Source organism: Vibrio sp. 10N.261.51.C6 (assembly GCF_041471785.1).
Classification (GTDB): Bacteria; Pseudomonadota; Gammaproteobacteria; order Enterobacterales; family Vibrionaceae; genus Vibrio; species Vibrio crassostreae_C.
This window is the reverse complement of sequence record NZ_JBFRPB010000021.1, coordinates 1-20,987: the sequence shown is the minus strand read 5'-3', so window position 1 is coordinate 20,987 and position 20,987 is coordinate 1. Positions and strand designations below refer to the sequence as shown.

The 20,987-nt window shown below is 44.0% G+C and carries 17 protein-coding genes and 1 tRNA gene; 8 read left to right on the top strand and 10 right to left on the bottom strand.

Annotated features, from left to right (window positions below; all coding sequences use genetic code 11):
• Positions 1 to 14: 14 nt before the first annotated feature.
• From AB4375_RS06250 to ybaK, 4 genes are all read left to right on the top strand, one after another.
• Positions 15 to 824, top strand: coding sequence for a SirB1 family protein (locus tag AB4375_RS06250; RefSeq protein ID WP_017084479.1), 810 nt, complete (start codon positions 15 to 17; stop codon positions 822 to 824).
• Between the two features lie 22 nt (positions 825 to 846).
• On the top strand, positions 847 to 1,701 hold the full coding sequence (kdsA, locus tag AB4375_RS06245; RefSeq protein WP_017095763.1) for a 3-deoxy-8-phosphooctulonate synthase: 855 nt from the start codon (positions 847 to 849) through the stop codon (positions 1,699 to 1,701).
• A 575-nt stretch (positions 1,702 to 2,276) separates the two neighbouring features.
• Positions 2,277 to 3,938, top strand: a complete 1,662-nt coding sequence (ushA, locus tag AB4375_RS06240) for a bifunctional UDP-sugar hydrolase/5'-nucleotidase UshA (protein ID WP_172380395.1) — start codon at positions 2,277 to 2,279, stop codon at positions 3,936 to 3,938.
• A 104-nt stretch (positions 3,939 to 4,042) separates the two neighbouring features.
• Positions 4,043 to 4,516, top strand: a complete 474-nt coding sequence (gene ybaK / locus AB4375_RS06235; protein ID WP_017069618.1) for a Cys-tRNA(Pro) deacylase — start codon at positions 4,043 to 4,045, stop codon at positions 4,514 to 4,516.
• A gap of 106 nt (positions 4,517 to 4,622) precedes the next feature.
• Here the strand turns inward: ybaK and rluF are convergent, their stop codons facing one another.
• The 3 genes from rluF to AB4375_RS06220 form a co-directional block, all read right to left on the bottom strand.
• A complete protein-coding gene (gene rluF, locus AB4375_RS06230) occupies positions 4,623 to 5,756 on the bottom strand; it encodes a 23S rRNA pseudouridine(2604) synthase RluF (RefSeq protein WP_372051205.1) in 1,134 nt (377 codons plus the stop codon).
• Positions 5,757 to 5,932: 176 nt separating this feature from the next.
• Complete coding sequence (gene smrA / locus AB4375_RS06225) at positions 5,933 to 6,514, bottom strand: DNA endonuclease SmrA (RefSeq protein WP_017062320.1); 582 nt, start codon at positions 6,512 to 6,514, stop codon at positions 5,933 to 5,935.
• 170 nt (positions 6,515 to 6,684) lie between these two features.
• Positions 6,685 to 6,825 carry a DUF3149 domain-containing protein gene (locus tag AB4375_RS06220; protein ID WP_017062321.1) on the bottom strand — a complete coding sequence of 47 codons (141 nt, stop codon included), beginning with the start codon at positions 6,823 to 6,825 and terminating at the stop codon, positions 6,685 to 6,687.
• A 255-nt stretch (positions 6,826 to 7,080) separates the two neighbouring features.
• Between AB4375_RS06220 and AB4375_RS06215 the strand changes: the two genes are divergently transcribed.
• Positions 7,081 to 7,157 (top strand) — tRNA-Pro (locus tag AB4375_RS06215).
• 385 nt (positions 7,158 to 7,542) lie between these two features.
• On the opposite strand, the gene AB4375_RS06210 is transcribed toward AB4375_RS06215, so the two are convergent.
• Together AB4375_RS06210 and AB4375_RS06205 are read right to left on the bottom strand one after the other, a co-directional pair.
• Positions 7,543 to 7,965, bottom strand: a complete 423-nt coding sequence (locus tag AB4375_RS06210) for a hypothetical protein (protein WP_371714119.1) — start codon at positions 7,963 to 7,965, stop codon at positions 7,543 to 7,545.
• Positions 7,966 to 8,086: 121 nt separating this feature from the next.
• On the bottom strand, positions 8,087 to 8,974 hold the full coding sequence (locus AB4375_RS06205) for a TraB/GumN family protein (protein ID WP_372051204.1): 888 nt from the start codon (positions 8,972 to 8,974) through the stop codon (positions 8,087 to 8,089).
• Positions 8,975 to 9,378: 404 nt separating this feature from the next.
• On the opposite strand from AB4375_RS06205, the gene AB4375_RS06200 reads away from it, so the two are divergent.
• Together AB4375_RS06200 and AB4375_RS06195 are read left to right on the top strand one after the other, a co-directional pair.
• Positions 9,379 to 12,030: a beta-N-acetylhexosaminidase gene (locus AB4375_RS06200; protein ID WP_372051203.1), complete on the top strand. Its 2,652-nt coding sequence runs from the start codon at positions 9,379 to 9,381 to the stop codon at positions 12,028 to 12,030.
• 533 nt (positions 12,031 to 12,563) lie between these two features.
• On the top strand, positions 12,564 to 13,256 hold the full coding sequence (locus AB4375_RS06195) for an oligogalacturonate-specific porin KdgM family protein (protein WP_017064150.1): 693 nt from the start codon (positions 12,564 to 12,566) through the stop codon (positions 13,254 to 13,256).
• Between the two features lie 261 nt (positions 13,257 to 13,517).
• Here the strand turns inward: AB4375_RS06195 and AB4375_RS06190 are convergent, their stop codons facing one another.
• Positions 13,518 to 13,958: a DUF411 domain-containing protein gene (locus AB4375_RS06190; RefSeq protein ID WP_017064149.1), complete on the bottom strand. Its 441-nt coding sequence runs from the start codon at positions 13,956 to 13,958 to the stop codon at positions 13,518 to 13,520.
• Complete coding sequence (locus tag AB4375_RS06185) at positions 13,948 to 16,752, bottom strand: copper-translocating P-type ATPase (RefSeq protein ID WP_372051202.1); 2,805 nt, start codon at positions 16,750 to 16,752, stop codon at positions 13,948 to 13,950. The genes AB4375_RS06190 and AB4375_RS06185 overlap by 11 nt, the downstream gene beginning before the upstream one ends.
• 301 nt (positions 16,753 to 17,053) lie before the next feature.
• On the opposite strand from AB4375_RS06185, the gene gltX reads away from it, so the two are divergent.
• Positions 17,054 to 18,481, top strand: coding sequence for a glutamate--tRNA ligase (gene gltX / locus AB4375_RS06180; protein WP_017069020.1), 1,428 nt, complete (start codon positions 17,054 to 17,056; stop codon positions 18,479 to 18,481).
• Positions 18,482 to 18,606: 125 nt separating this feature from the next.
• Here gltX and AB4375_RS06175 read toward each other — a convergent pair whose 3' ends face one another.
• The 3 genes from AB4375_RS06175 to AB4375_RS06165 all read right to left on the bottom strand — a co-directional run.
• A complete protein-coding gene (locus AB4375_RS06175) occupies positions 18,607 to 19,140 on the bottom strand; it encodes an isochorismatase family cysteine hydrolase (protein WP_240698162.1) in 534 nt (177 codons plus the stop codon).
• 46 nt (positions 19,141 to 19,186) lie between these two features.
• Positions 19,187 to 20,584, bottom strand: a complete 1,398-nt coding sequence (locus AB4375_RS06170; protein ID WP_017069019.1) for an FUSC family protein — start codon at positions 20,582 to 20,584, stop codon at positions 19,187 to 19,189.
• A 269-nt stretch (positions 20,585 to 20,853) separates the two neighbouring features.
• Positions 20,854 to 20,987 (bottom strand): transposase (locus tag AB4375_RS06165; protein ID WP_195765356.1); only part of this gene is annotated, 134 nt, incomplete at its 5' end.

Genomic DNA, 20,987 nt, shown 5'->3' with positions numbered 1-20,987 from the left:
TCGGTTAGTTACGTATGTACGAATTTTTTGATGAAGACTTTGACCAGCTAGAGTTAGCTGAAGGTGCATTGATCTTAAATAAAGCGATTAACCCAGAAACTCAAGACAGCTGGGCTGAGCAAGAACTGGCGAGATTGTTAAAAGACGCTGAGTTTGCTTTGGTTAATGAAACCGATGAGCAGCAGAAGTTTGAATCTTTTATTCGACTATTCTTTTACGAGTGGGGTTTTGCTGGCGATAAAGATGCGTACTTCTCTTCGGAAAACGCATTCATCGATAAAGTGCTCGAGAGAAAGAAAGGCATCCCAGTGAGTCTTGGTGCGATTTTTCTTTTTCTAGGTCGCAAGCTAGGCTTCCCTGTAGAGGGCGTCTCTTTTCCGACTCAATTCTTACTTAAAGTGAGTTGGTACGGGCAAGCAGCCGTCTATATTAACCCTTACAACGGTGAGTATGTTGGCGTACAAACTTTACGAGCTTGGTTAATCGGACATGATGGCCCACTCGCTAAGGTGAAAGCGGAACACTTAGAGGTTGCCGACCACCCAACGATTATTGGTAAGTGGCTAGCGTTGCTTAAGAGTGCATTACTGCGAGAAGAGCGCTATACGCTTGCATTGAAGTGTACCGATCTTGCGTTAACGTTTGTGCCGGATGATCCGTACGAAATCCGTGACCGTGGCTTTATTTATCAGCAGCTAGACTGTCATCAAGTTGCAGCAACGGATTATCAATACTTTATCGACCAATGCCCAGATGACCCTGCATCTGAGTTACTGAAATCTCAAGTGAACGTTATGAACGAAAAGACAGTGGTTGTTCACTAATTAATAATTATTTAGAGAGAATATGATGGAACAGAAAACAGTTCACATTGGTGATATGCCAATTGCTAACGACAAGCCATTTACGCTATTTGCAGGCATGAACGTTCTTGAATCTCGCGATCTAGCAATGCAGATCTGTGAGCATTACGTGAAAGTCACAGATAAGTTGGGCATCCCTTACGTATTTAAGGCGTCTTTCGATAAAGCAAACCGCAGCTCAGTTCACTCATACCGTGGTCCAGGTATGGAAGAAGGTCTTAAAATCTTCCAAGAACTGAAAGATACCTTTGGCGTGAAAATTATCACGGATATCCACACAGAAGCACAAGCTCAGCCTGTTGCAGATGTGGTTGATGTAATCCAGCTTCCAGCGTTTCTTGCTCGTCAAACTGACCTTGTTGAAGCGATGGCTAAGACCGGCGCTGTAATCAACGTGAAGAAGCCTCAGTTCATGAGCCCAGATCAAGTGGGTAATATTGTTGATAAGTTTGCTGAGTGTGGCAACGACAACATCATTCTTTGTGAACGTGGTTCTTGCATGGGTTATGACAACTTAGTTGTTGATATGCTTGGTTTCGGTGTAATGAAAAAATCATCAAACGGCAGCCCAATTATCTTTGATGTGACTCACGCACTTCAAATGCGTGATCCATCAGGTGCTGCCTCTGGCGGTCGTCGTGAGCAAACCGTTGAGCTTGCTAAAGCGGGTCTTGCGACGGGTATTGCGGGTCTGTTTCTTGAGGCTCACCCTAACCCTGATCAAGCACGTTGTGATGGCCCATCGGCGCTACCTCTAGATAAACTAGAGCCGTTCTTGAAGCAAATGAAAGCACTTGATGACCTTATCAAAGGCTTCGACCACATCGATATCAAATAGCTTTGGCTGATGCTAAATAACGAGCATTAAATCGCTAATGTTAGTGAGTTTAAGTGGTTATTTAACAGCATAAGATAAACGCCCAACTCTTAGAGTTGGGCGTTTTTTTTAACGGGACATCCGTTCAGTTCACTGAAGCCTCGGCCTATTTTGACGATGACCAAGTTGTTTTTCGATGACTAAGCTGTGTAGTCGTTAGCTAACCTGTTTTTCAGAGTACTAATCCACGGCAGATGATTAATTCTTTGTTAACAGAACCTCTGATTCCCTAAGAAAGTGGTATAGGTGTGTGAGGTCTGTCCTGTTTATAGTAAATTACTGATGTTCATCACACTTTATAAGTAAACGATTGCCTGTGATGCAGGGGAAGTTTGAGTGTAATCTCATAATTTTGTTACACTTAACTGCCGATCTATGCGTGACCAATTCGACATAAATATGAAATCGTCGTGTTACATCTAGAATGTTAATTTAAGATTAGTCATGTTGAAGTCTTATTGTTCGAACTCCAGGAAAGGGGTCGCAATAGATTATAAAAAGCAGTGGATTCCCCTAAAAAGTTCAAAGGTATGACAATGAAGCAACGCCTTATTCTAAAGACAGCACTAAGTGCTGCAATCCTAGCTACTCTAGCTGGGTGTGCGTCTCAATCAACTCAAGATTGGAACCAAGACGAAACTTACAAGCTAACGGTTCTACACACTAACGACAACCATGGTCGTTTTTGGCAGAACAAATACGGTGAATACGGCATGTCTGCGCGTAAAACGCTTGTTGACCAACTTCGTGCTGAAGTTGAAGCAGAAGGCGGTAGCGTGTTGCTTCTATCTGGTGGTGACATCAACACCGGTGTGCCAGAGTCAGATCTTCAGGATGCAGAACCTGATTTCAAAGGTATGAATAAAATTGGTTACGATGCAATGGCATTGGGTAACCACGAGTTTGATAACTCATTAGACGTACTACAAAAACAGATCGACTGGGCTAACTTCCCAATGCTATCTGCAAACATCTATGACAAAGCAACAGGTGAACGCAAGTTCCAAGCTTACGAGATGTTTGAAAAGCAAGGTATCAAGATTGCGGTTATCGGTCTAACAACTGAAGATACGGCAAAAATCGGTAACCCTGAGTTCATAGCGAGCATTGACTTCCGTGACCCTAAAGAAGAAGCGAAGAAGCTGATCGCTGAACTTAAAGAAACAGAGAAGCCAGATTTAATCTTCGCTGTGACTCACATGGGTCACTACGAAAACGGCCAACGTGGTGTTAACGCACCGGGTGATGTAGCACTTGCTCGTTACCTAAACGAAGGCGATCTAGATATGATCGTTGGTGGTCACTCTCAAGAGCCTGTATGTATGGAAGGCCCTAACGTTGCGAAGAAAAACTTCAAGCCGGGTGATGAGTGTAAGCCTGACGTACAGAATGGTACTTACATCGTTCAAGCTCATGAGTGGGGCAAGTACGTAGGTCGTGCTGATTACGAATTCCGTAACGGCGAACTAGAAATGGTGAGCTACGACCTGATTCCAGTTAACCTTAAGAAGAAAGTTAAGATTGACGGTAAGAAGCAACGTGTTCTTATTCAAGATGAAATCGCACAAGACCCAGAGCTACTTGAATTCCTACGTCCTTTCCAAGAGCAAGGTCAAGCACAGCTAGAAGTTCAAATCGCAGAGACAAATGGCAAGCTTGAAGGCGATCGTAACGTCGTTCGCTTCCAACAGACCAACCTAGGTCGTTTAATTGCGACTTCTCACATGGAGCGTGCAAAAGCAGACTTCGCTGTGATGAACTCTGGTGGCGTTCGTGACTCAATTGAAGCCGGTAATGTCACTTACAAAGACGTGCTAACAGTACAACCTTTTGCAAACATCCTGACTTACACAGACATGACGGGTAAAGAAGTTCTAGATTACTTAAACGTAGTCGCGACTAAACCAATCGATTCTGGTGCTTACGCTCAATTCGCTGGCATTTCAATGACAGTAGCGAACGGTGAAGTATCGAATGTATTCATCGGTGGCAAACAGCTTCGTCTAGACGAAACATACCGTTTCACAGTACCAAGCTTTAACGCTGCTGGTGGTGACGGTTACCCTAAACTGTCTGACCACCCAGGTTACGTAAATACTGGTTTTGTTGATGCTGAAGTACTGAAAGAGTACCTAGAAGCAAACAGCCCGGTTGACGTGAACAAGTACGCGCCTTCAGGCCAAATGGTTTACAAGTAATTGTATCAATAGGTGCTAAATTAGATTGACTCTAGCACCATGATAAATTTAACTAAAGCGACGCCTCGGCGTCGCTTTTTGTTTATCTATCGTTTGGATTTGTTATGACCCCTGCAATCAATCTCGCCAAGAAAAAGAAAATCGCTCATAGTGTGCACCAGTATCATCATGATGCGAATAATACGAACTATGGTTTAGAAGCCGTTGAAGCGCTTGGTCAAGATCCCAAACGTGTATTCAAAACGCTGTTGTTCTGCTTGAATGGTGTGGCGAAAGATTTGGCGGTTGCCGTTATTCCTGTCGACCAGAAGCTAAATCTAAAGCTTGCCGCTAAAGCAGCGAAAGGCAAAAAAGCAGAGATGGCCGATCCTGAGATTGCTCAGAAAACCACGGGCTATGTTGTTGGTGGCATTAGTCCGCTTGGACAGAAGAAAGCACTGCCTACCTTCGTTCATTCCAGTGCGACAGATTTTGAAACGATATGTGTGAGTGCAGGTAAGCGTGGGCTAGAGATTGAATTAGACCCAAAAGACTTAACACTTCTGACTCGCGGCCAGTTTGCTGATTTATGTTTATAGATTGTCGTCGTCATGATGATAAAACTATCGAATGACCAACAAAAACGCCCGCTAGACTAATCTAGCGGGCGTTTTTATATCGAGAGTCTCGTCTTACTGATTCAGACTACTTCTTCAGACCTAAAGTACCACCAACACGCTTTGGTGCAGGTTTGTTCGGTCTGTTTGAATCTTGGCTGCGGTTTGCCGGCTTCCCGCTTCTACGATCGGTATTATCGCGATCTGTGCGATTGCGATCCGAACGATTTCTATCTGAATTAGAACGCTCTGAACGAGAGTTCGATTTCCAGTTCTCGGTATTACCACCGCTTTCACCATTCGATGAATTGCGGCCACGCTTTGAATTAGGTGCATGACGGAATTCATCCGCATTGTTACCGCGGTAGGTGCGTGTACGGTTCTCGTTTTGATTACGGCGCGCTGTTGAAGCTTGGTTCTCTTCACGGCTATCAAAAAGTTTCGCGTCAGTCGCTTTGCGAATGCGTTGACCTTTCGCGTTCATTTTTGACGCATCTTCCGTACTTACTGAGCCTTCACACATCGCTAAGATCTCAGTGATCTCTTCTTCGCTCAGGTAGCGCCATTTTCCGTTAGGAATACCGTCTAATGAGATGTTCATAATACGAACACGGCGTAGCTTAAATACTTCATAACCGAGCGCTTCACACATACGACGAATTTGGCGGTTAAGGCCTTGTGTTAGCGTAATTCGGAATGAGAACTTAGTCTCTTTCTCAACCTTACATGGCAAGGTGACTGTATCAAGGATATGAACGCCAGCGCTCATTTGCTTCAAGAATTCCGTCGTAATCGGCTTATCTACACGCACCACGTATTCTTTCTCGTGGTTGTTACCTGCACGTAGGATCTTGTTTACGATGTCGCCGTCATTGGTTAGGAAGATAAGGCCATCAGAAGGCTTATCTAGACGACCAATCGGGAAAATGCGCTTGTGGTGGCCAATAAAGTCGACGATGTTGCCAGGAATATCACGCTCAGTCGTACAGGTGATACCTGTTGGTTTATTGAGAGCAATGTAAATCGGCTTCTCTTTTGAGCGAACAGGCTTATTGTCGATCTCAACATCATCACCTGGCAAGACTTTAGTACCCATTTCAGGGATCTTACCGTTAATAGTAACTCGGCCTGCATCAATCAGTTTATCGGCTTCGCGGCGTGAGCAAAAACCAGTTTCACTGATGTATTTATTAAGGCGTTTAGCTTGGGATTCTTGTGACATGATATTCTCTTAGCGTTTCACAACGGAAATGTAGATAAACAAAAAGCAACCTTTGGATAGTTGCTTTGAGTTGAAATTCGTTAACTGAGGTAATTTTAGCACTTGGTGTGAGTCTAGGCACGAAATATCGATCTTGATGCAAAATCGTTACTAGTCCATTTATCTATCTCAACCTATTAACTGGTGCGTTTTTGATGGCGCTCTCTGTTCTCTAGCTTTTTCTCATTACTCTTTCTGAGCATTACGTAGACTGCGCCCGTACCACCATGAAATTGCTGAGCAGAATGAACACATTGAACGTCGTTGATTTGTGTTAGCCAATTTGCCACGTAGCTTTTCATCATTGCAGGTGGATTCGAACGCTCACCCTTACCATGAACAATGATGACGGTACGAACATCCATTCTTAAACACTGACGCAAAAATGAAAGCACTTCGTTACGTGCGTCTTTCAGTGTTTTCCTATGAAGGTCGAGCTTGGCTTGAATAGGGTATTTTCCTAGGCGCAGCTTTTTGTATACGCCTTCTTGTACACCGTCTTTTTTATAAGCAACAACATCGTCTGGCTTGATCATTGGCGAATAGTCTAATGATAAGTAGTCTTTCTCGTCGTCAGACAGCCACATAGCGGCTTCACGCTTAGCAAGGTGAGATTCGGTGACTCGGTGTACTTTCTGGTGTTCAGCGGTGTCATGGTCGATACGTTTAACATCGCCCATCATTTCTTGGAATAGATCTAAGTCATCATCATGAGACATAGTGTGTATCTCAAGTTGGAGAAGGATAGGGTAAGTATACCTAAGTTGAGGTTAGGTTTAAAAATGAAAAAACCGGAGAAGACAATAAGTCTGCTCCGGTGCAAAGCGTTTTGACATTTACTTATAAAGTAAAAGAATACTTAAAAGTAAATGATTTAGGCAGAGCGATTCTAGTGAGGAGATTTTTCAGTCATAACTTTGTATATGAAGAAGCCTCCATAAAACATCATGAGACCCAGAGCCCCGAAGATTACTATCATTGAAGATAGTCCCACCGCATTACCAAATAGGAGATCTAGCCAAAAGTCCATGTGTATACCTCAAAGTTATATGACATGGCTTAGTGTATTAACAAGCATTATCAATTCACTGATCTGGATCAATCCTGTTTCATAAGTTAAATACTTGTTGGTAACTGTGTGTTTTTCGTCACATCATGCTCGTTGTTGTATGTCTTTTGTTCGAACGATTCAAAATCGCAATAAATATAAGAAAAAGCCCTTGCGGATAAATTCAGAACCCGTATCATACGCTCCATCGACAGGCAATGAGCCAGTTAGATATCTCGGTGAATAGCGCAGCTTGGTAGCGCATCTGGTTTGGGACCAGAGGGTCGGGGGTTCGAATCCCTCTTCACCGACCACATTAAAGAAAGCCGTAGCAGAGATGCTACGGCTTTTTTGTATTTTAATCTGGTTTAGAACATGAGGATGGGGCTGGAATGCCAGTCCAATCGAATCCCTCTCACCGGCCACATTAAGAAAGCCTGCTCATTGAGTAGGCTTTCGTCGTTTCAGAGTATGGGAAATGGGATTTGAATCGAGATGGGGTTCGCCTGATGTTCAAAATAAGCTCTTCATCGGCCATATTAAAGAAAGCCGTAGCACTCTTTGTAGTAGAAGGTGCTACGGCTTTTTTGCTTTCCGGTATGTACGTCATTCCCTAGAGCGAGTCGGGAATCTCTTGTTGTTCTAAATGCCCTTTATAGAGACAAGGGTTGACCCAATAGCCAGTAGCCCCAAACCTGTTTACCTGACATCACAGGTGATGTTTTTGATTGGAGTCTCTGAAGTAACAAAGCAAACATACGCTTCAGCTGGTTTATTAGGGCCTATTCGAATGTAACCTGCCTTTACCTCATTTTCATCAAACGTCACCGAGTGAGAGTTACCCGTTTGGTTATCGTAAAAGCTCGCTTCAAAATTCCCATTCATTTGGCTTGCAATGCGGTTTCGTGTTGTCGATGTTGTGAACTTAATATTGGCGCAGCGCATCGGTGGTTTCTCTGTAATCAAAAACTGCCCGCTTTCTTTATCTAAGACACCGCCTTTAGCATCAGGTTGAATATCTATAGCCTGAAACTGTTCAATGGTGCACGTTTCTTTGGCTGAGGCTATTGAGGGCATCAGCATCGTGAGGGCTAAAGGGAAAGCAAAAAGTACTGGTTTCATTCGAACAACGCCGTAGGTAGAAAGAGCGAAAGATAATAGCACCCCAATGGTGCTATTAAATGTAATGATTCTGTTATTAGGTAATGCTTATATTAGGAGAAGGTCATGGCTTCGAGTTGAACTAGCTGTCGTCACTAATCTCAAATTGACACTGAGCCTGTTGGCTTTGTGATTGTTGAGTGACATTAAAACCTTTCTCTTTTAACAAGTGTAAAAGGTTGCCTTCTCCAACTAGGTGTAAGGCACCAACCACAATCAAGTAGTTCCCTTTTGAGTCGAGTTTCCAATCATTGGCTGCTAGTTTGTTTGCCCAGTCGATATTGCGATCAGTTAAGAATGCTTTCTCGAGTTCAGGCGACATCTCAGACAGCTCTGCGAAGGCTTCCAGCTTCGCTAAATCACCCGCTTTCCAGCTTTCAATTAGGCAATGAACCACATGATCAGTTTGGTCAAATTCCTCAAGGCTACTGACTAACCATTCCTTACCGTCATCCTTTTGTTTTGTCATCAGGTCTATTTGGAATTGTAGTGGCTCTAAACTGATCACCGGGACATCTTGGATAGTCGCTTTGTAAGCTAGCGTCGCATCAACGCCTCCTGCGGACCCATAACCAAGATTTTTTAACTGCTGCATCTGTATGGAAAGAGATGTCGCCCAAGGCGGTGAGCTAAGCAGTTGTTGCGTCGGCATATCCAATGATTTTGAGATGTCGATTAATAATTGCAACTGTTCTGTATTGAGTACATCGGCAGTCGTGAGTTTGTTGCGGGGATATACAACGCCATCAGACTTTCTGATATCCGTTTCGATAACTAACCCATCACTGTTTTTTAGCGCATCGGTGATCGCTGAAGGAAGTGGGTACATACTCTCGTCCCCAACGTGCACGGAACCTAAGATAGTGAGTGTCAGATCATCCTTTTGTGCTTGCCAATAAAGGGGCTCGGCGACCGCTTGCCTAGCTGAAAAAGCGAGAACGAATAAAACCATGTACCAGAGTGGACGCAAAGGGAGCTCCTTAAGGAAGTATTAAACTCGTTAAAATCGATTTTGACGGTGTTTTTTAACGGTTTTTTTTGAGAACAATGTCACGTTGTTTGTACGAAAAGTATAATAATACGCTGAAACTCTAAATCCTTTCTGACTACCAATGACACGATTTTATGAAATCGGTAAAAAAGATTGTGATTCATTTCTCAAATTTTACGTCAAAATTAAAATGACGGAAGTGCCGTTGCTTGTAACTTGATGATTTTATTTAAATTAAATTTATAAAAATTTTTGAGATTTGAAGCCGATCACTTTATTAGCTCGATTTAATTCACGGTAAAAAATAAGCCCATATAGTTTATCTAACTTTCGAAGCGCTCCATTTTGCTTCTTACTCAATTTTTAATTTATGGGTGAATACGATGTTGAAGAGAAACTTACTATCTGTAGCGGTATTGGCTGGCCTAACAGGTTGTGCAGTAACGCAAGCACCAGAACAAAAAGTAGTGAATGCACTGGCTGATAATCTTGATGTTCAGTACGAAATTCTAACTAATCATGGTGCGAATGAAGGCTTGGCTTGTCAGGACCTAGGTGCTGAATGGGCGTCATGTAATAAAGTGAACATGACGCTAACCAATGACGGTGAAGCGATTGACTCTAAAGATTGGAGCATCTACTTCCACAGTATTCGTCTTATTTTAGATGTTGATAATGAGCAATTTAAGATCACTCGCGTTACTGGTGACCTTCACAAGCTAGAACCTACTGAAAAATTTGACGGCTTTGCGGCTGGTGAAGAAGTGGTTCTTCCGTTAACGAGTGAATACTGGCAACTGTTTGAAACTGACTTTATGCCAGGTGCATTCGTAACGGCGCCAAACGCAGAACCAAAGATGATTGCTTCATTGAATACGGAAGATGTCGCGTCATTCGTAACTGGTCTAGAGGGTAACAACCTTAAACGTACACCTGATGACAATAACGTAATAGCGACAGCGGTGACGCGTTTTGAAAAGAATGCTGATCTCGCAACTCAAGATGTATCAACAACGCTACTACCAACGCCAATGTCGGTAGAAGCGGGTGAAGGTTCGGTGAGTATTGCTGGTGGTATTGCCCTACCTAAAGACGCATTCGACGCTGAGCAATTCGCAGCAATTGAAGAACGTGCAGATGTGGTAAACGTAGATGTGAGTGGCGACCTACCTGTGAGTGTCGCTGTTGTTCCTACTCAGTTTACGGGTGATTTAGCGAAATCTGGCGCTTATGAACTAAGCATCTCGGAAGAGGGGATTGCAATTAAAGCGTTTGATAAAACGGGTGCTTTCTACGCAGTTCAGTCTATTTTTGGCCTAATAGATAGTCAGAACGCTGAATCATTACCACAACTGTCAATTAAAGATGCGCCGCGCTTTGATTATCGTGGTGTGATGGTGGACGTTGCTCGAAACTTCCACTCAAAAGATGCCATCCTAGCAACGCTAGATCAAATGGCGGCATACAAGATGAATAAACTGCACCTTCACCTAACGGATGATGAAGGTTGGCGTTTAGAAATTCCAGGTTTACCAGAGCTAACGGATGTAGGGTCTAATCGTTGTTTTGATTTGGATGAACAAAGCTGCTTACTGCCTCAGCTAGGTTCTGGTCCAACAACAGACAACTTTGGCTCTGGTTTCTTTAGTAAAGCGGATTACGTCGAGATCCTAAGCTACGCTAAAGCGCGCAGCATCGAAGTTATCCCTGAAATTGATATGCCAGCACACGCTCGTTCAGCTGTGGTATCAATGGAAGCACGTTACACTCGCCTAATGGCGGAAGGTAAAGAAGCGGAAGCGAACGAATACCGTCTGATGGATCCACAAGATACATCGAACGTGACGACCGTTCAGTTCTACGATAAGCAAAGCTTCATTAACCCATGTATGGAATCGTCGACTCACTTTGTTGATAAAGTGATCTCTGAAGTGGCAGCAATGCACCAAGAAGCGGGCGTACCGCTAACGACTTGGCACTTCGGCGGCGATGAAGCGAAAAACATCAAGTTAGGCGCAGGCTTACAAGATATTAATGCAGAAGATAAAGTGGCTTGGAAAGGCAACATCGATTTGTCTAAGCAAGATAAGCCGTTCCAACAATCACCACAATGTCAGTCATTGATCGCTGATGGTACTGTAAGCGATTTCGGTCATCTACCAAGCCACTTCGCAGAACAGGTTTCTAAGATTGTTGCTGAGAAGGGTATTCCCCACTTCCAAGCATGGCAAGATGGTCTGAAATACAGCGAAGGCGAGGAAGCATTTGCGACCGAAAGTACACGCGTGAACTTCTGGGACGTTCTTTACTGGGGCGGAACTTCATCAGTATACGATTGGTCAGCAAAAGGGTATGACGTGATTGTCTCTAACCCAGACTACGTATACATGGATATGCCATACGAAGTTGATGCAGCTGAGCGTGGTTACTACTGGGCAACACGTGCAACCGATACTCGTAAGATGTTTGGCTTCGCACCAGAAAACATGCCACAAAACGCAGAAACATCATTAGACCGTGATGGCAATGGTTTTACTGGTAAAGGTGAAATCGAAGCGAAACCTTTCTACGGTCTATCAGCACAGCTTTGGTCAGAAACAGTACGTACTGACGAGCAGTATGAATACATGGTGTTCCCTCGTGTATTGGCAGCAGCAGAGCGCGCATGGCACCGAGCAGATTGGGAAAACGACTACAAGGTTGGTGTTGAATACTCTCAAGAAACTAACTTAGTGAATAAGCAAGCGTTGAACAGCGACTTTAATCGCTTCGCGAATATTCTTGGTCAACGTGAGCTAGCTAAGCTAGAAAAAGCGGGTATTGATTACCGACTACCAGTTCCAGGTGCGAAGGTTGTTGACGGTAAGCTAGCGATGAACGTTCAATTCCCAGGTGTAGAGCTGCAATACTCTGCTGATGGCGAAAACTGGCTAACATACGATGAGCAACAACGTCCATCAGTTTCTGGTGAGACTTACATCCGCTCTATTTCAGAAAGTGGTGAGAAAGTAAGTCGAGTGACCTCAGTTAAATAATCGATAAGCACTATTAGTAGAAGAGCTCCTGACCTTTATCTTATTCAAGATAAAACGGGAGCTCTTTTTGTTTACTGCGAATTAGGTGCATATCAAAAACTGAAACATATAGAAATCGCCTTTGGTAATATCATCAACAATGCACATAAGGTGACTTTAATCCCAAAAGTGACGCGCTTCTCATTATTCTCTTCAAAAAATAAGCCCCCTGTAAAAAACTCTAAATCAGATGTGATTCAACTATCTAGATCTAATTTTTCTTCGTGAAATAACGTGATCCCGATCTGTATATTTTTCCATCTTAAGTTTTTTATCAATTTTTATGTTTTTAAGTTGTTGATTTTAAAGTTTTAAATAACTTGTCTTTTTTTGATAGTGAGAGGGATCACTCTGCTGCCCCTTTTATTTTTAAACGCGAATTAATTCGAGCAACATAGATTTCATGCCAGGGAGGCGACCAACTACTCAAGCGGTGAAGGTGAATGATGTACCGAAGATGTGCCGCTGAAAAAATTAAACTAAGGCAGTTTACAATGAAAAAAATTATCGCTCTAAGTGCTCTTTCTCTTGCTTTCGCTTCTAGTGCTTTTGCTGGTTCTTCTTACGTAACGGGTAACATCCAAATTCATGACGATGGCCGTATCCACGGTTCTGACATGACTTCTACGCTAGAAGCTGGTCACACGTTTGACAACTCTCTAGGCGGCTTCACGGTTTATTCTGAGTTTGATGGTATCCAACTGGGCAAACTTGAATCTGAAAATGGCGGTGCAGGTAATACTACTCCAGGCATCACTGTAGGTGGTGAGCAATCTTTCAACATCACTGACAACCTATGGGTTGCTGCGGGTTACCAACACCTATTCTCTGCAGGCGAAAGCATTCAGTTCCGTCCACTAGTTAAGATCGGTTACAACTTCGACAACGGCATCTCTATTAGTAACCGTACTCGTGCACACATCGATGATACTTCAGCTAATGCTGACACAGACTACCGCATGGATAACCGCATTGCTTACACAGTGAATGCTGACCTAGCGCTTAGCTACAACAACGTATACATGATTGATGCTGAAGCGATGGACCACGAGTTACGTGCAACATGGACTCGTCAAGGTGTTCAACCTTACTTTGAATTCCGTAGCCAAGCTAACGGTGTAGATTTCGCGAACGGCGATTCTAAGCAGAACAACGCATTCGTATTCGGTGCTTCTTACGGCTTCTAAGCTGATTCGCTTGGTTGCTTAGTCTATTAGATTATTAGCCGAGTGAGCTTCTTCGCTAAATAGCTTTTTGCTAAATAGCTTGCTAGCTAATTAGCGAGGGGAACATAGCGGTACTAACAGCCCGGTTGGTGCCGCGACAAGATTTGCTTTACTGTCCAAAAGCAAAGAGCCTAGCAAGTAAACCACAGTCTTGGGATTACTGAATGCTAGGCTCTATTTTTATGACTTCTTTTTATTGCTGTGTGTTGGTCTGTTTAGGTTCTATTTCCCGTTGTAGTGACGGTATTCAAACACCTGACCTTTTTCATTAAACGCATACACAGAATACTCGTCTTTCTTATCGCCATATTCCATGCCTGGCGAACCCATTGGCATACCCGGAACCGCTAAACCAATCGCATTACGTGGTGGGTTTTCTAGAAAGGCTTTAATGTCATCTGCTGGAATGTGTCCTTCAAATACGTATCCGTCGATCTCTGCAGTGTGGCAAGAGGCTAGCTCTTGTGTTATCCCTAGTTTCTGCTTGATTGGGTTCATATCATCGTGGAGCTTCTCAGTAACATCGAACCCAGCATCTCGCATATGTTCAGTCCATTCTGTGCAGCAGCCGCAGTATGGAGATTTGTGGTTTAGAACATCAGTAGCTAAAGCTTGCCCTGAGATTGCAGCGAGTGCAGTAAGAGTCATAATTTTACGAATCATGGTTAACCTCATGAATATGGTTTTTGTTGATATTAGAATGAGTGGGTTTGAACAGTCTTAATCTGTTGGCATTGCTGACTACGGTGATTGATGACATCGCCATCGCAGCGCCTGCAACGACAGGGCTAAGTAAAAATCCAAAGAATGGGTAGAGCACACCAGCCGCAATTGGAATACCAAGTGAATTATAGATAAAGGCACCAAACAGGTTTTGCTTCATGTTTCTCACGGTCGCTTGGGAAAGCTCAATCGCGTTACTGACAGATAATGGTGACGAGTTGAGTAGTGTCATTTGCGCACTTTCAATCGCGACATCGCTGCCGCTACCCATTGCTATGCCTATATCTGCTTGAGCAAGTGCAGGCGCGTCGTTAATACCGTCTCCGACCATGGCAACACTCTTATATTGCTGTTGCAGCTGAACAATGTGTTGAGCTTTCTGCTCTGGAAGCACTTCTGAAATCACTTCGTCGATACCGACGTTTTTACCTATCGCTTGAGCTACAGAGTCGTTGTCGCCCGTTAATAGCACAGTGTGAATTCCGGCGGATTTTAGTTGAGCTATCGCCTGTTTGCTATCTATTTTTAACGCGTCTGAAATGCCCAATATGCCTTCCAGTTTTTGGTCAATCGCAATGAAAATAGGCGTCCACGCTTGCGAGCGGCAAAGCTCGATGAAATCCGCGCCAACCTCTGTATTGATACCTAATTGGGTGAGGTACTTAAGCGAGCCAACTTGCACTTTCTTGCCGTTAATTGTTGCTTGAACCCCAAACCCTCGTTGGTTTTCAAATTCGCTGTGTGGGAGTACTGAAACTTCCAAGCTCTCTGCATATTGGCAAACGGCTTTGGCGAGTGGGTGCTCAGATCCTACTTCCACTGAATAAGCGTAAGCCAGCAGTTCTTGTTCTGATAGGTTGTGATAAAACGCCTGCTGAACGCTTGGTTTGCCTTGGGTTAGAGTGCCTGTTTTATCAAACACGACAGCATCGATTTTGCTGGCTGATTGCAACACATCGGCGTCTTTGATTAGAACACCAAGCTCAGCGGCTTTACCTACGCCGACGGTAATAGAAAGCGGAGTCGCTAGGCCTAAGGCACACGGACAAGCGATGATCAGCACGGTAGTCGATACCACAAGCATATAACTTGCACTTGGTTGTGGGCCAACAAAAAACCAAACTAAGGCGGCAATGGCAGCGATCGCGACTACAACAGGAACGAAAACAGCAGAGATAGAGTCGGCAAGCTTGGCAATTGCAGGTTTACTGCTTTGTGCTTGGCGAACCATTTGAATGATCCGAGCCAGCATGGTGCTTGATCCAATCCCAGTCGCTTCAATAATTAAACTACCATCCCCATTAATAGTGCCCGCAGAAACGCCATCATTTATTGTTTTGACGTTGGGCAGTGGTTCACCGGTCAGCATCGACTCATCGATATAAGATTCACCTGAGACTACGACACCATCAACCGGTACTTTTTCTCCGGGTTTGACACGTATCTGCATACCCACTTGGATAGCTTCTACAGCAATGATTTGCTCTTTGCCATCGACGATAACCATCGCTTTTTGAGGCTGTAAATTAATCAGTGCCTGTAGCGATTTTGTAGTGCGAGCTTTGGCTTTGGCCTCGATGTAGTGACCCAAAGAAATAAGGCCAATGATCATCGCGCTCGCCTCAAAGTAGACGTGGCGAGATGGTTCTGGAAACCATGATGGAATCAGCACAACCAACATTGAGTAGAACCATGCTGCGCTTGTACCTAGAGCGACTAAGGTATCCATGGTCGCGCGCTTATGCATGAGAGACTGCCAAGCATTGGTGAAGAAGCTACGACCTGAGGTAGCAAGCAGTATCAAACAAACGACACCAACCAAGCCCCAAGCCAGTTGATCGTTAAATGTGGCAATGGTCATGCTGCCACCGAACACACCCCATGCCATCAGCGGCGCACCGATTACCAACGCGCTTACTGAGTTTCTAAGGAAGGCTTGTTGAGTACGAAGTTGCTGTTCTTGTTGTTTTTGCTGTTGAGTCGCTGCATCGTCGACAAACTCAGCGCCATAACCAGCAGCTTTCACCGATTCTATTAGAGCGTTTTCAATGATGTCTCTTGTTTGAGAGGTGAAAACCAAGGCAGTTTGTTCGGCAAGGTTGATCTGAGCTTGGTCGACAAACTCATTCTTTTTCAGTGCTTTCTCTACCGAAGAGACACAACTCGCACAAGTCATCCCCTCAAGAACAAGGTGATAGGTATATTGGCTAGCTGCGGTTTTATCTTCACTCTTTTTATCTGCTTGTTCGTCTTCTAAATCTGAACTCGATGAAAGGTCATTCGTTTCTGAGTAGGGAGCTGCGTGGTAACCCAGGCTTTCGACCAGCTTAATCACCTCAGACTCAGAAAGCAGAGTAACCAGTGATAATTCCTGTTTGCTGACTTCTAGGTTTAAGGCTTGCTCAGTTTGTTCAAGCGCTTTAGTCAGTTTGCTCACACACTTGCCGCAGCTAAGACCGGATAACGAAAGGTGCAGTTTATTGCCCATGCTATAACCAAGCGTCGCCAACTGTTCGTTGAGTTGAACGTAATTAAATGGAGTCGAAATATCGATGTAGGTCGGCGATATATCATTGATCGTCGTGTTGTCGAGATCAGCAAACAGGGTGCGGACTTTCTTCGCACAACCCATGCAATTTAAGCCGTTGAGCGCGGTTGTGTAGTGGTTCATATCGATACTCCAATTCTCATCTACGCCTAACATAAACCTTCCCGTAAGGGTAAGGTCAAACATAAATTCAAGAATTTGATCTTAGTGGTGCATTAGCTAGTGGATTCAATTTGGGAATGAGAGAGGGGAATAAAGAATGTGCGGCTATAATCTACTTGCTAAGACTATCTATTTACGACTTTAAGGGCGTAATTGGCCTTTCAATAACGGCTTTCGTACAACAACAGCGCATTAATCATTCACTACTGATTGTAGATTTAAGCGGTGGTGATAAAATAGCGCCCAAAATTTAGTGATGTTTGACTATTGCAGGCCTTGTAATGGCGAGCACTAAAAGAATCACCTACATAATCAAGGTATTTAAATGACGGTTAAAACTCGTTTTGCTCCTAGCCCAACTGGCTATCTTCACGTTGGTGGTGCACGTACTGCACTTTACTCTTGGCTATTCGCTAAAAACCAAGGCGGTGAATTCGTTCTACGTATCGAAGACACAGACCTTGAGCGTAACTCTCAAGAAGCGGTTGATGCAATTCTAGAAGGCATGCAATGGATGGGTATGGAATGGGACGAAGGTCCTTACTACCAATCTAAGCGTTTTGACCGTTACAACGAAATGGTTGATAAGCTACTTGCTGAAGACAAAGCATTCAAATGCTACGCGTCTAAAGAGCTGCTTGATGAAATTCGTGCAGAGCAAGAAGAAAACAAAGAAATGGCTCGCTACGATGCTAACCACCCTAAAATTGTTGCAGCAAACGAAGCAGCAAAAGAAGGTGATGCATGCGTTATCCGTTTCCGTAACCCTAAAGAAGGCAGCGTAGTATTTGATGACCAAATCCGTGGTCGCATTGAAATCGCAAACAGCCAACTTGATGACCTGATCATTCGTCGTACAGACGGTGCACCAACTTACAACTTCGTAGTAGTAGTGGATGACTGGGACATGGGTATCACACACGTTGTTCGTGGTGAAGACCACATCAACAACACACCTCGTCAAATCAACATCTATGAAGCACTGGGCGCGCCAGTTCCAACGTTCGCTCACTGTGCAATGATTCTTGGTGATGACGGTGCGAAACTTTCTAAGCGTCACGGTGCTGTTTCTGTAATGCAATACCGCGATGAAGGTTACCTACCAAATGCATTAAACAACTATCTAGTTCGTTTAGGCTGGTCTCACGGTGACCAAGAGATCTTCTCTCAAGAAGAGATGATTGAATTCTTCAGCCTGAACGCTATCAGCAAGTCTGCTTCTGCATTCAACACTGATAAGCTACTTTGGTTGAACAACCACTACATCAAGACATCTGAGCCTGAGTACGTTGCAAAATACCTGCAATGGCACCTAGACGCACAGAAGATCGATACAACAAACGGTCCAGCTATCACTGAAGTGATCAAGCTAGTTGGCGAGCGTTGTAACACGCTTATCGAACTTGCTGAGCAATCTCGTTACTTCTACGAAGATTTCTCTGAGTTTGAAGCTGGTGCAGCGAAGAAGCACCTACGTGGTGTTGCTAAAGGCCCACTAGAGCTTGCTCTTGCTAAGGTTGAAGCACTTGAAGATTTCACTACTGCAAACATCAAAGATGGTGTAATTGCAGCTGTATGTGAAGAGCTAGAGATCGGCATGGGTAAAATCGGTATGCCACTTCGCGTAGCAGTAACAGGCGGCGGTCAGTCTCCTTCTGTTGATGCAGTGATGGAGCTTGTTGGTAAAGAGCGCGTAATCGCTCGCATCAAGATGGCTCTTGAGTTCATTGCTGAGCGTGAAGCTAACGCTTAATCCTATTTCTCTTGTTTGAGATAGAATGTACTTGAGATAGAACGATCATCAGCCGACAGCTTAATTCGCTGTCGGCTTTTTATTGTTTAATGAAAATACGGTCAACGTATTTTAGGACGAGACAGTTATAGCAAGTCTTGAGCTTTTGCTAAAACACTGAGTTTTGGGAATATATTTTGGCAGCTGTGCTGGTGGTTCATCGGGTTCATATCTGCAATCGCATCTTCGACAATCACCACGTTATAACCCAGTTCAAATGCTTGTCTAGCCGTTGATTCGACCCCAATACTTGTTGCTACCCCGGTCAGATAAATATCCGTAATACCTTGCTCACAAAGCTGCTTCTGCAAATCTGTGTTGGTAAATGCACCCCAGGAATATTTGGTTAGATAGCGATAATTAGGGTTTAGGCGCAGGCTTTCGATGACCTCTCCCCATACGATCTTTGATGCGTCAGGCTGAGCCGCTTTATTTTGCAGTTCCGTTCGGCCTTGTGGACGACCGGCTACATTAACAATAATTACGGGTAAATCAGCATCATCAAATGCATCGCAGAGAGCAAGGCTGTTCTCTATGATCGGTCGGGATACGGTTTCCGGTAATTGATCAACGATACCTTGTTGCAGGTCGATAACGACAAGCGCAGAGCATTTACTCATTTTCATTACTTTATGCCTTAGTGGTCTTTGTGTGAGGTTATAGTGGTTAACTTTTACGGTGTATTAAGCGGGTGTAAAAGCGGATGAAAGCCAGTGCAACCATCATATAAATGAGTAGGTTCAAAGGGGTAGTGACGTCATAAACAGGCACAAGTTGCGTTGCGCTCATGGTAATCATTACTAATAGGTTGCCCCCGAGAACTCGATAGACCATCCACTGATTACCAGCGAACAGGCGATACACCATAAAGACATTAACAAAGTAAAATGCCATTAATTGCCATACTTCGGTCATCGAAGGTAACAGCAGAACATACTGAATGAGGAACAGTGACCCAAAGGCTAAGTAGCCAATGGTCCAGTGCTTTATCATTTGCCTAGGCATGTTGCTTAATATCAAGGCGCAAATGGCACTGTTAATGATGAACAGACTTCCCGATGATATTGGTAGATATATCCAGACTAGAATTGCTGAGATGAAGCTCATTGTGCCGACTAACGTATTGCTTAATCGTTGCTGGCTGTTGTCAAGTAATCGGGCAAATAAGCGCTTTTTCTTAAAGTTACCCTGGTAGAATTGTTTGACTGTCTCTGGAAAAGGGGGCTTGTAATCGACATTAACCGATGATGCTTCAATAAAAGCCATAGCCTGGTTAAGTATCGAAAAATCATTGTGATCAACCCCTTGATCATGGGCGTTTTGCAGTAACTGTTTGGCAACCCAGATTGCTTGAGTTTGCTGTTGATGCTTCCACTGCTTTCTGGCAGGCATACGGCCATGCAAATCGGGCAGGCGCATCAGATCGTTCAGCGCTTTGAAGGTCGGGCTTTCAATATTTAACTCGCAGCTCGTGTGTAACTGGAAACGCTGCGCTGAGTCATTGTAAGCGAGTGAATGAATGAGGGGAGACATCGCCTCTAAAACAACACTGACTTCGTTGTTAAAGCGTGTGTCATCATCCTCAGGCCAAACCACGCTATAGATGGTCGTATAGACCACGAAGCCAAGCAGGGTTTCTTGCAGCCTTAGTACCGCAATATTAAATGTAGCTACACCATCAAAGCTGCCAGATATCGCCAGCAGGATGCAGACAATAAATGCCGTAATGTAAGCATAGCCGATGACCGGATCGGAACCCATGTATATACAAATTGCGAGTAACAGTGCGATGCTTGCTAAAAAATAATATCGATCTTGCCCAAAAACAGCGATTAACCAAAGCCCGACAAACGCGCCACAAAGCGTCCCCAACAATCTGAGAATGCCTTTTTTCTTGCCAGCAGTAATAGTATCAGTGATGGCCAATATATTGACCACGATAGCCGCCCAGTAAGGCTTCTCAAGGTTAAAATACAACGCAAGGTAGATAGCTAAACAAAATGCTAAGGCAACCTTTATGGCATTCTTGGCTGGAGTGCTCAGTGACTTTATAATGAGTAGCATAGTGGGGTTTAGCGGCAGAAGGATCGAATACCAGGATATTGCCTGATCTTTTGGTCAGCCTAAACTCTAGTTTGAAGGCCTTGATCCATCAAATATAGCAACTCTATTGCATCGTTTAACATTCAGGGGGAGGGGGGCGATCAGTCACTCTACTTATACGATATTGTTCGATGCTGATAATGATCGATAGATCTTCTAATAGTTAATAGCGATAGAACATCAGGTTTATCGTTCTTCTAAGCTGGCTAGTTGTTCCGATTATTTTAGGTTCATCGCGGCTTTCCGGGGAAAGCCGCTTTTATCTTCAAGAAGAAGTAGTCGGTATCTCGATACCCATACCCCATTCGCTTGATTAGCTTTATCTTGTTGTTTATCCCTTCTAGGGTGCAGGTGTTTAGCGGAT

Coding starts and splice junctions, on each gene's coding strand:
- AB4375_RS06250 (WP_017084479.1), top strand. CDS start 15: ATGTACGAATTTTTTGATGAAGACTTTGACCAGCTAGAGTTAGCTGAA.
- kdsA (WP_017095763.1), top strand. CDS start 847: ATGATGGAACAGAAAACAGTTCACATTGGTGATATGCCAATTGCTAAC.
- ushA (WP_172380395.1), top strand. CDS start 2,277: ATGAAGCAACGCCTTATTCTAAAGACAGCACTAAGTGCTGCAATCCTA.
- ybaK (WP_017069618.1), top strand. CDS start 4,043: ATGACCCCTGCAATCAATCTCGCCAAGAAAAAGAAAATCGCTCATAGT.
- rluF (WP_372051205.1), bottom strand. CDS start 5,756: ATGTCACAAGAATCCCAAGCTAAACGCCTTAATAAATACATCAGTGAA.
- smrA (WP_017062320.1), bottom strand. CDS start 6,514: ATGTCTCATGATGATGACTTAGATCTATTCCAAGAAATGATGGGCGAT.
- AB4375_RS06220 (WP_017062321.1), bottom strand. CDS start 6,825: ATGGACTTTTGGCTAGATCTCCTATTTGGTAATGCGGTGGGACTATCT.
- AB4375_RS06210 (WP_371714119.1), bottom strand. CDS start 7,965: ATGAAACCAGTACTTTTTGCTTTCCCTTTAGCCCTCACGATGCTGATG.
- AB4375_RS06200 (WP_372051203.1), top strand. CDS start 9,379: ATGTTGAAGAGAAACTTACTATCTGTAGCGGTATTGGCTGGCCTAACA.
- AB4375_RS06195 (WP_017064150.1), top strand. CDS start 12,564: ATGAAAAAAATTATCGCTCTAAGTGCTCTTTCTCTTGCTTTCGCTTCT.
- AB4375_RS06190 (WP_017064149.1), bottom strand. CDS start 13,958: ATGATTCGTAAAATTATGACTCTTACTGCACTCGCTGCAATCTCAGGG.
- AB4375_RS06185 (WP_372051202.1), bottom strand. CDS start 16,752: ATGTTTGACCTTACCCTTACGGGAAGGTTTATGTTAGGCGTAGATGAG.
- gltX (WP_017069020.1), top strand. CDS start 17,054: ATGACGGTTAAAACTCGTTTTGCTCCTAGCCCAACTGGCTATCTTCAC.
- AB4375_RS06175 (WP_240698162.1), bottom strand. CDS start 19,140: ATGAGTAAATGCTCTGCGCTTGTCGTTATCGACCTGCAACAAGGTATC.
- AB4375_RS06170 (WP_017069019.1), bottom strand. CDS start 20,584: ATGCTACTCATTATAAAGTCACTGAGCACTCCAGCCAAGAATGCCATA.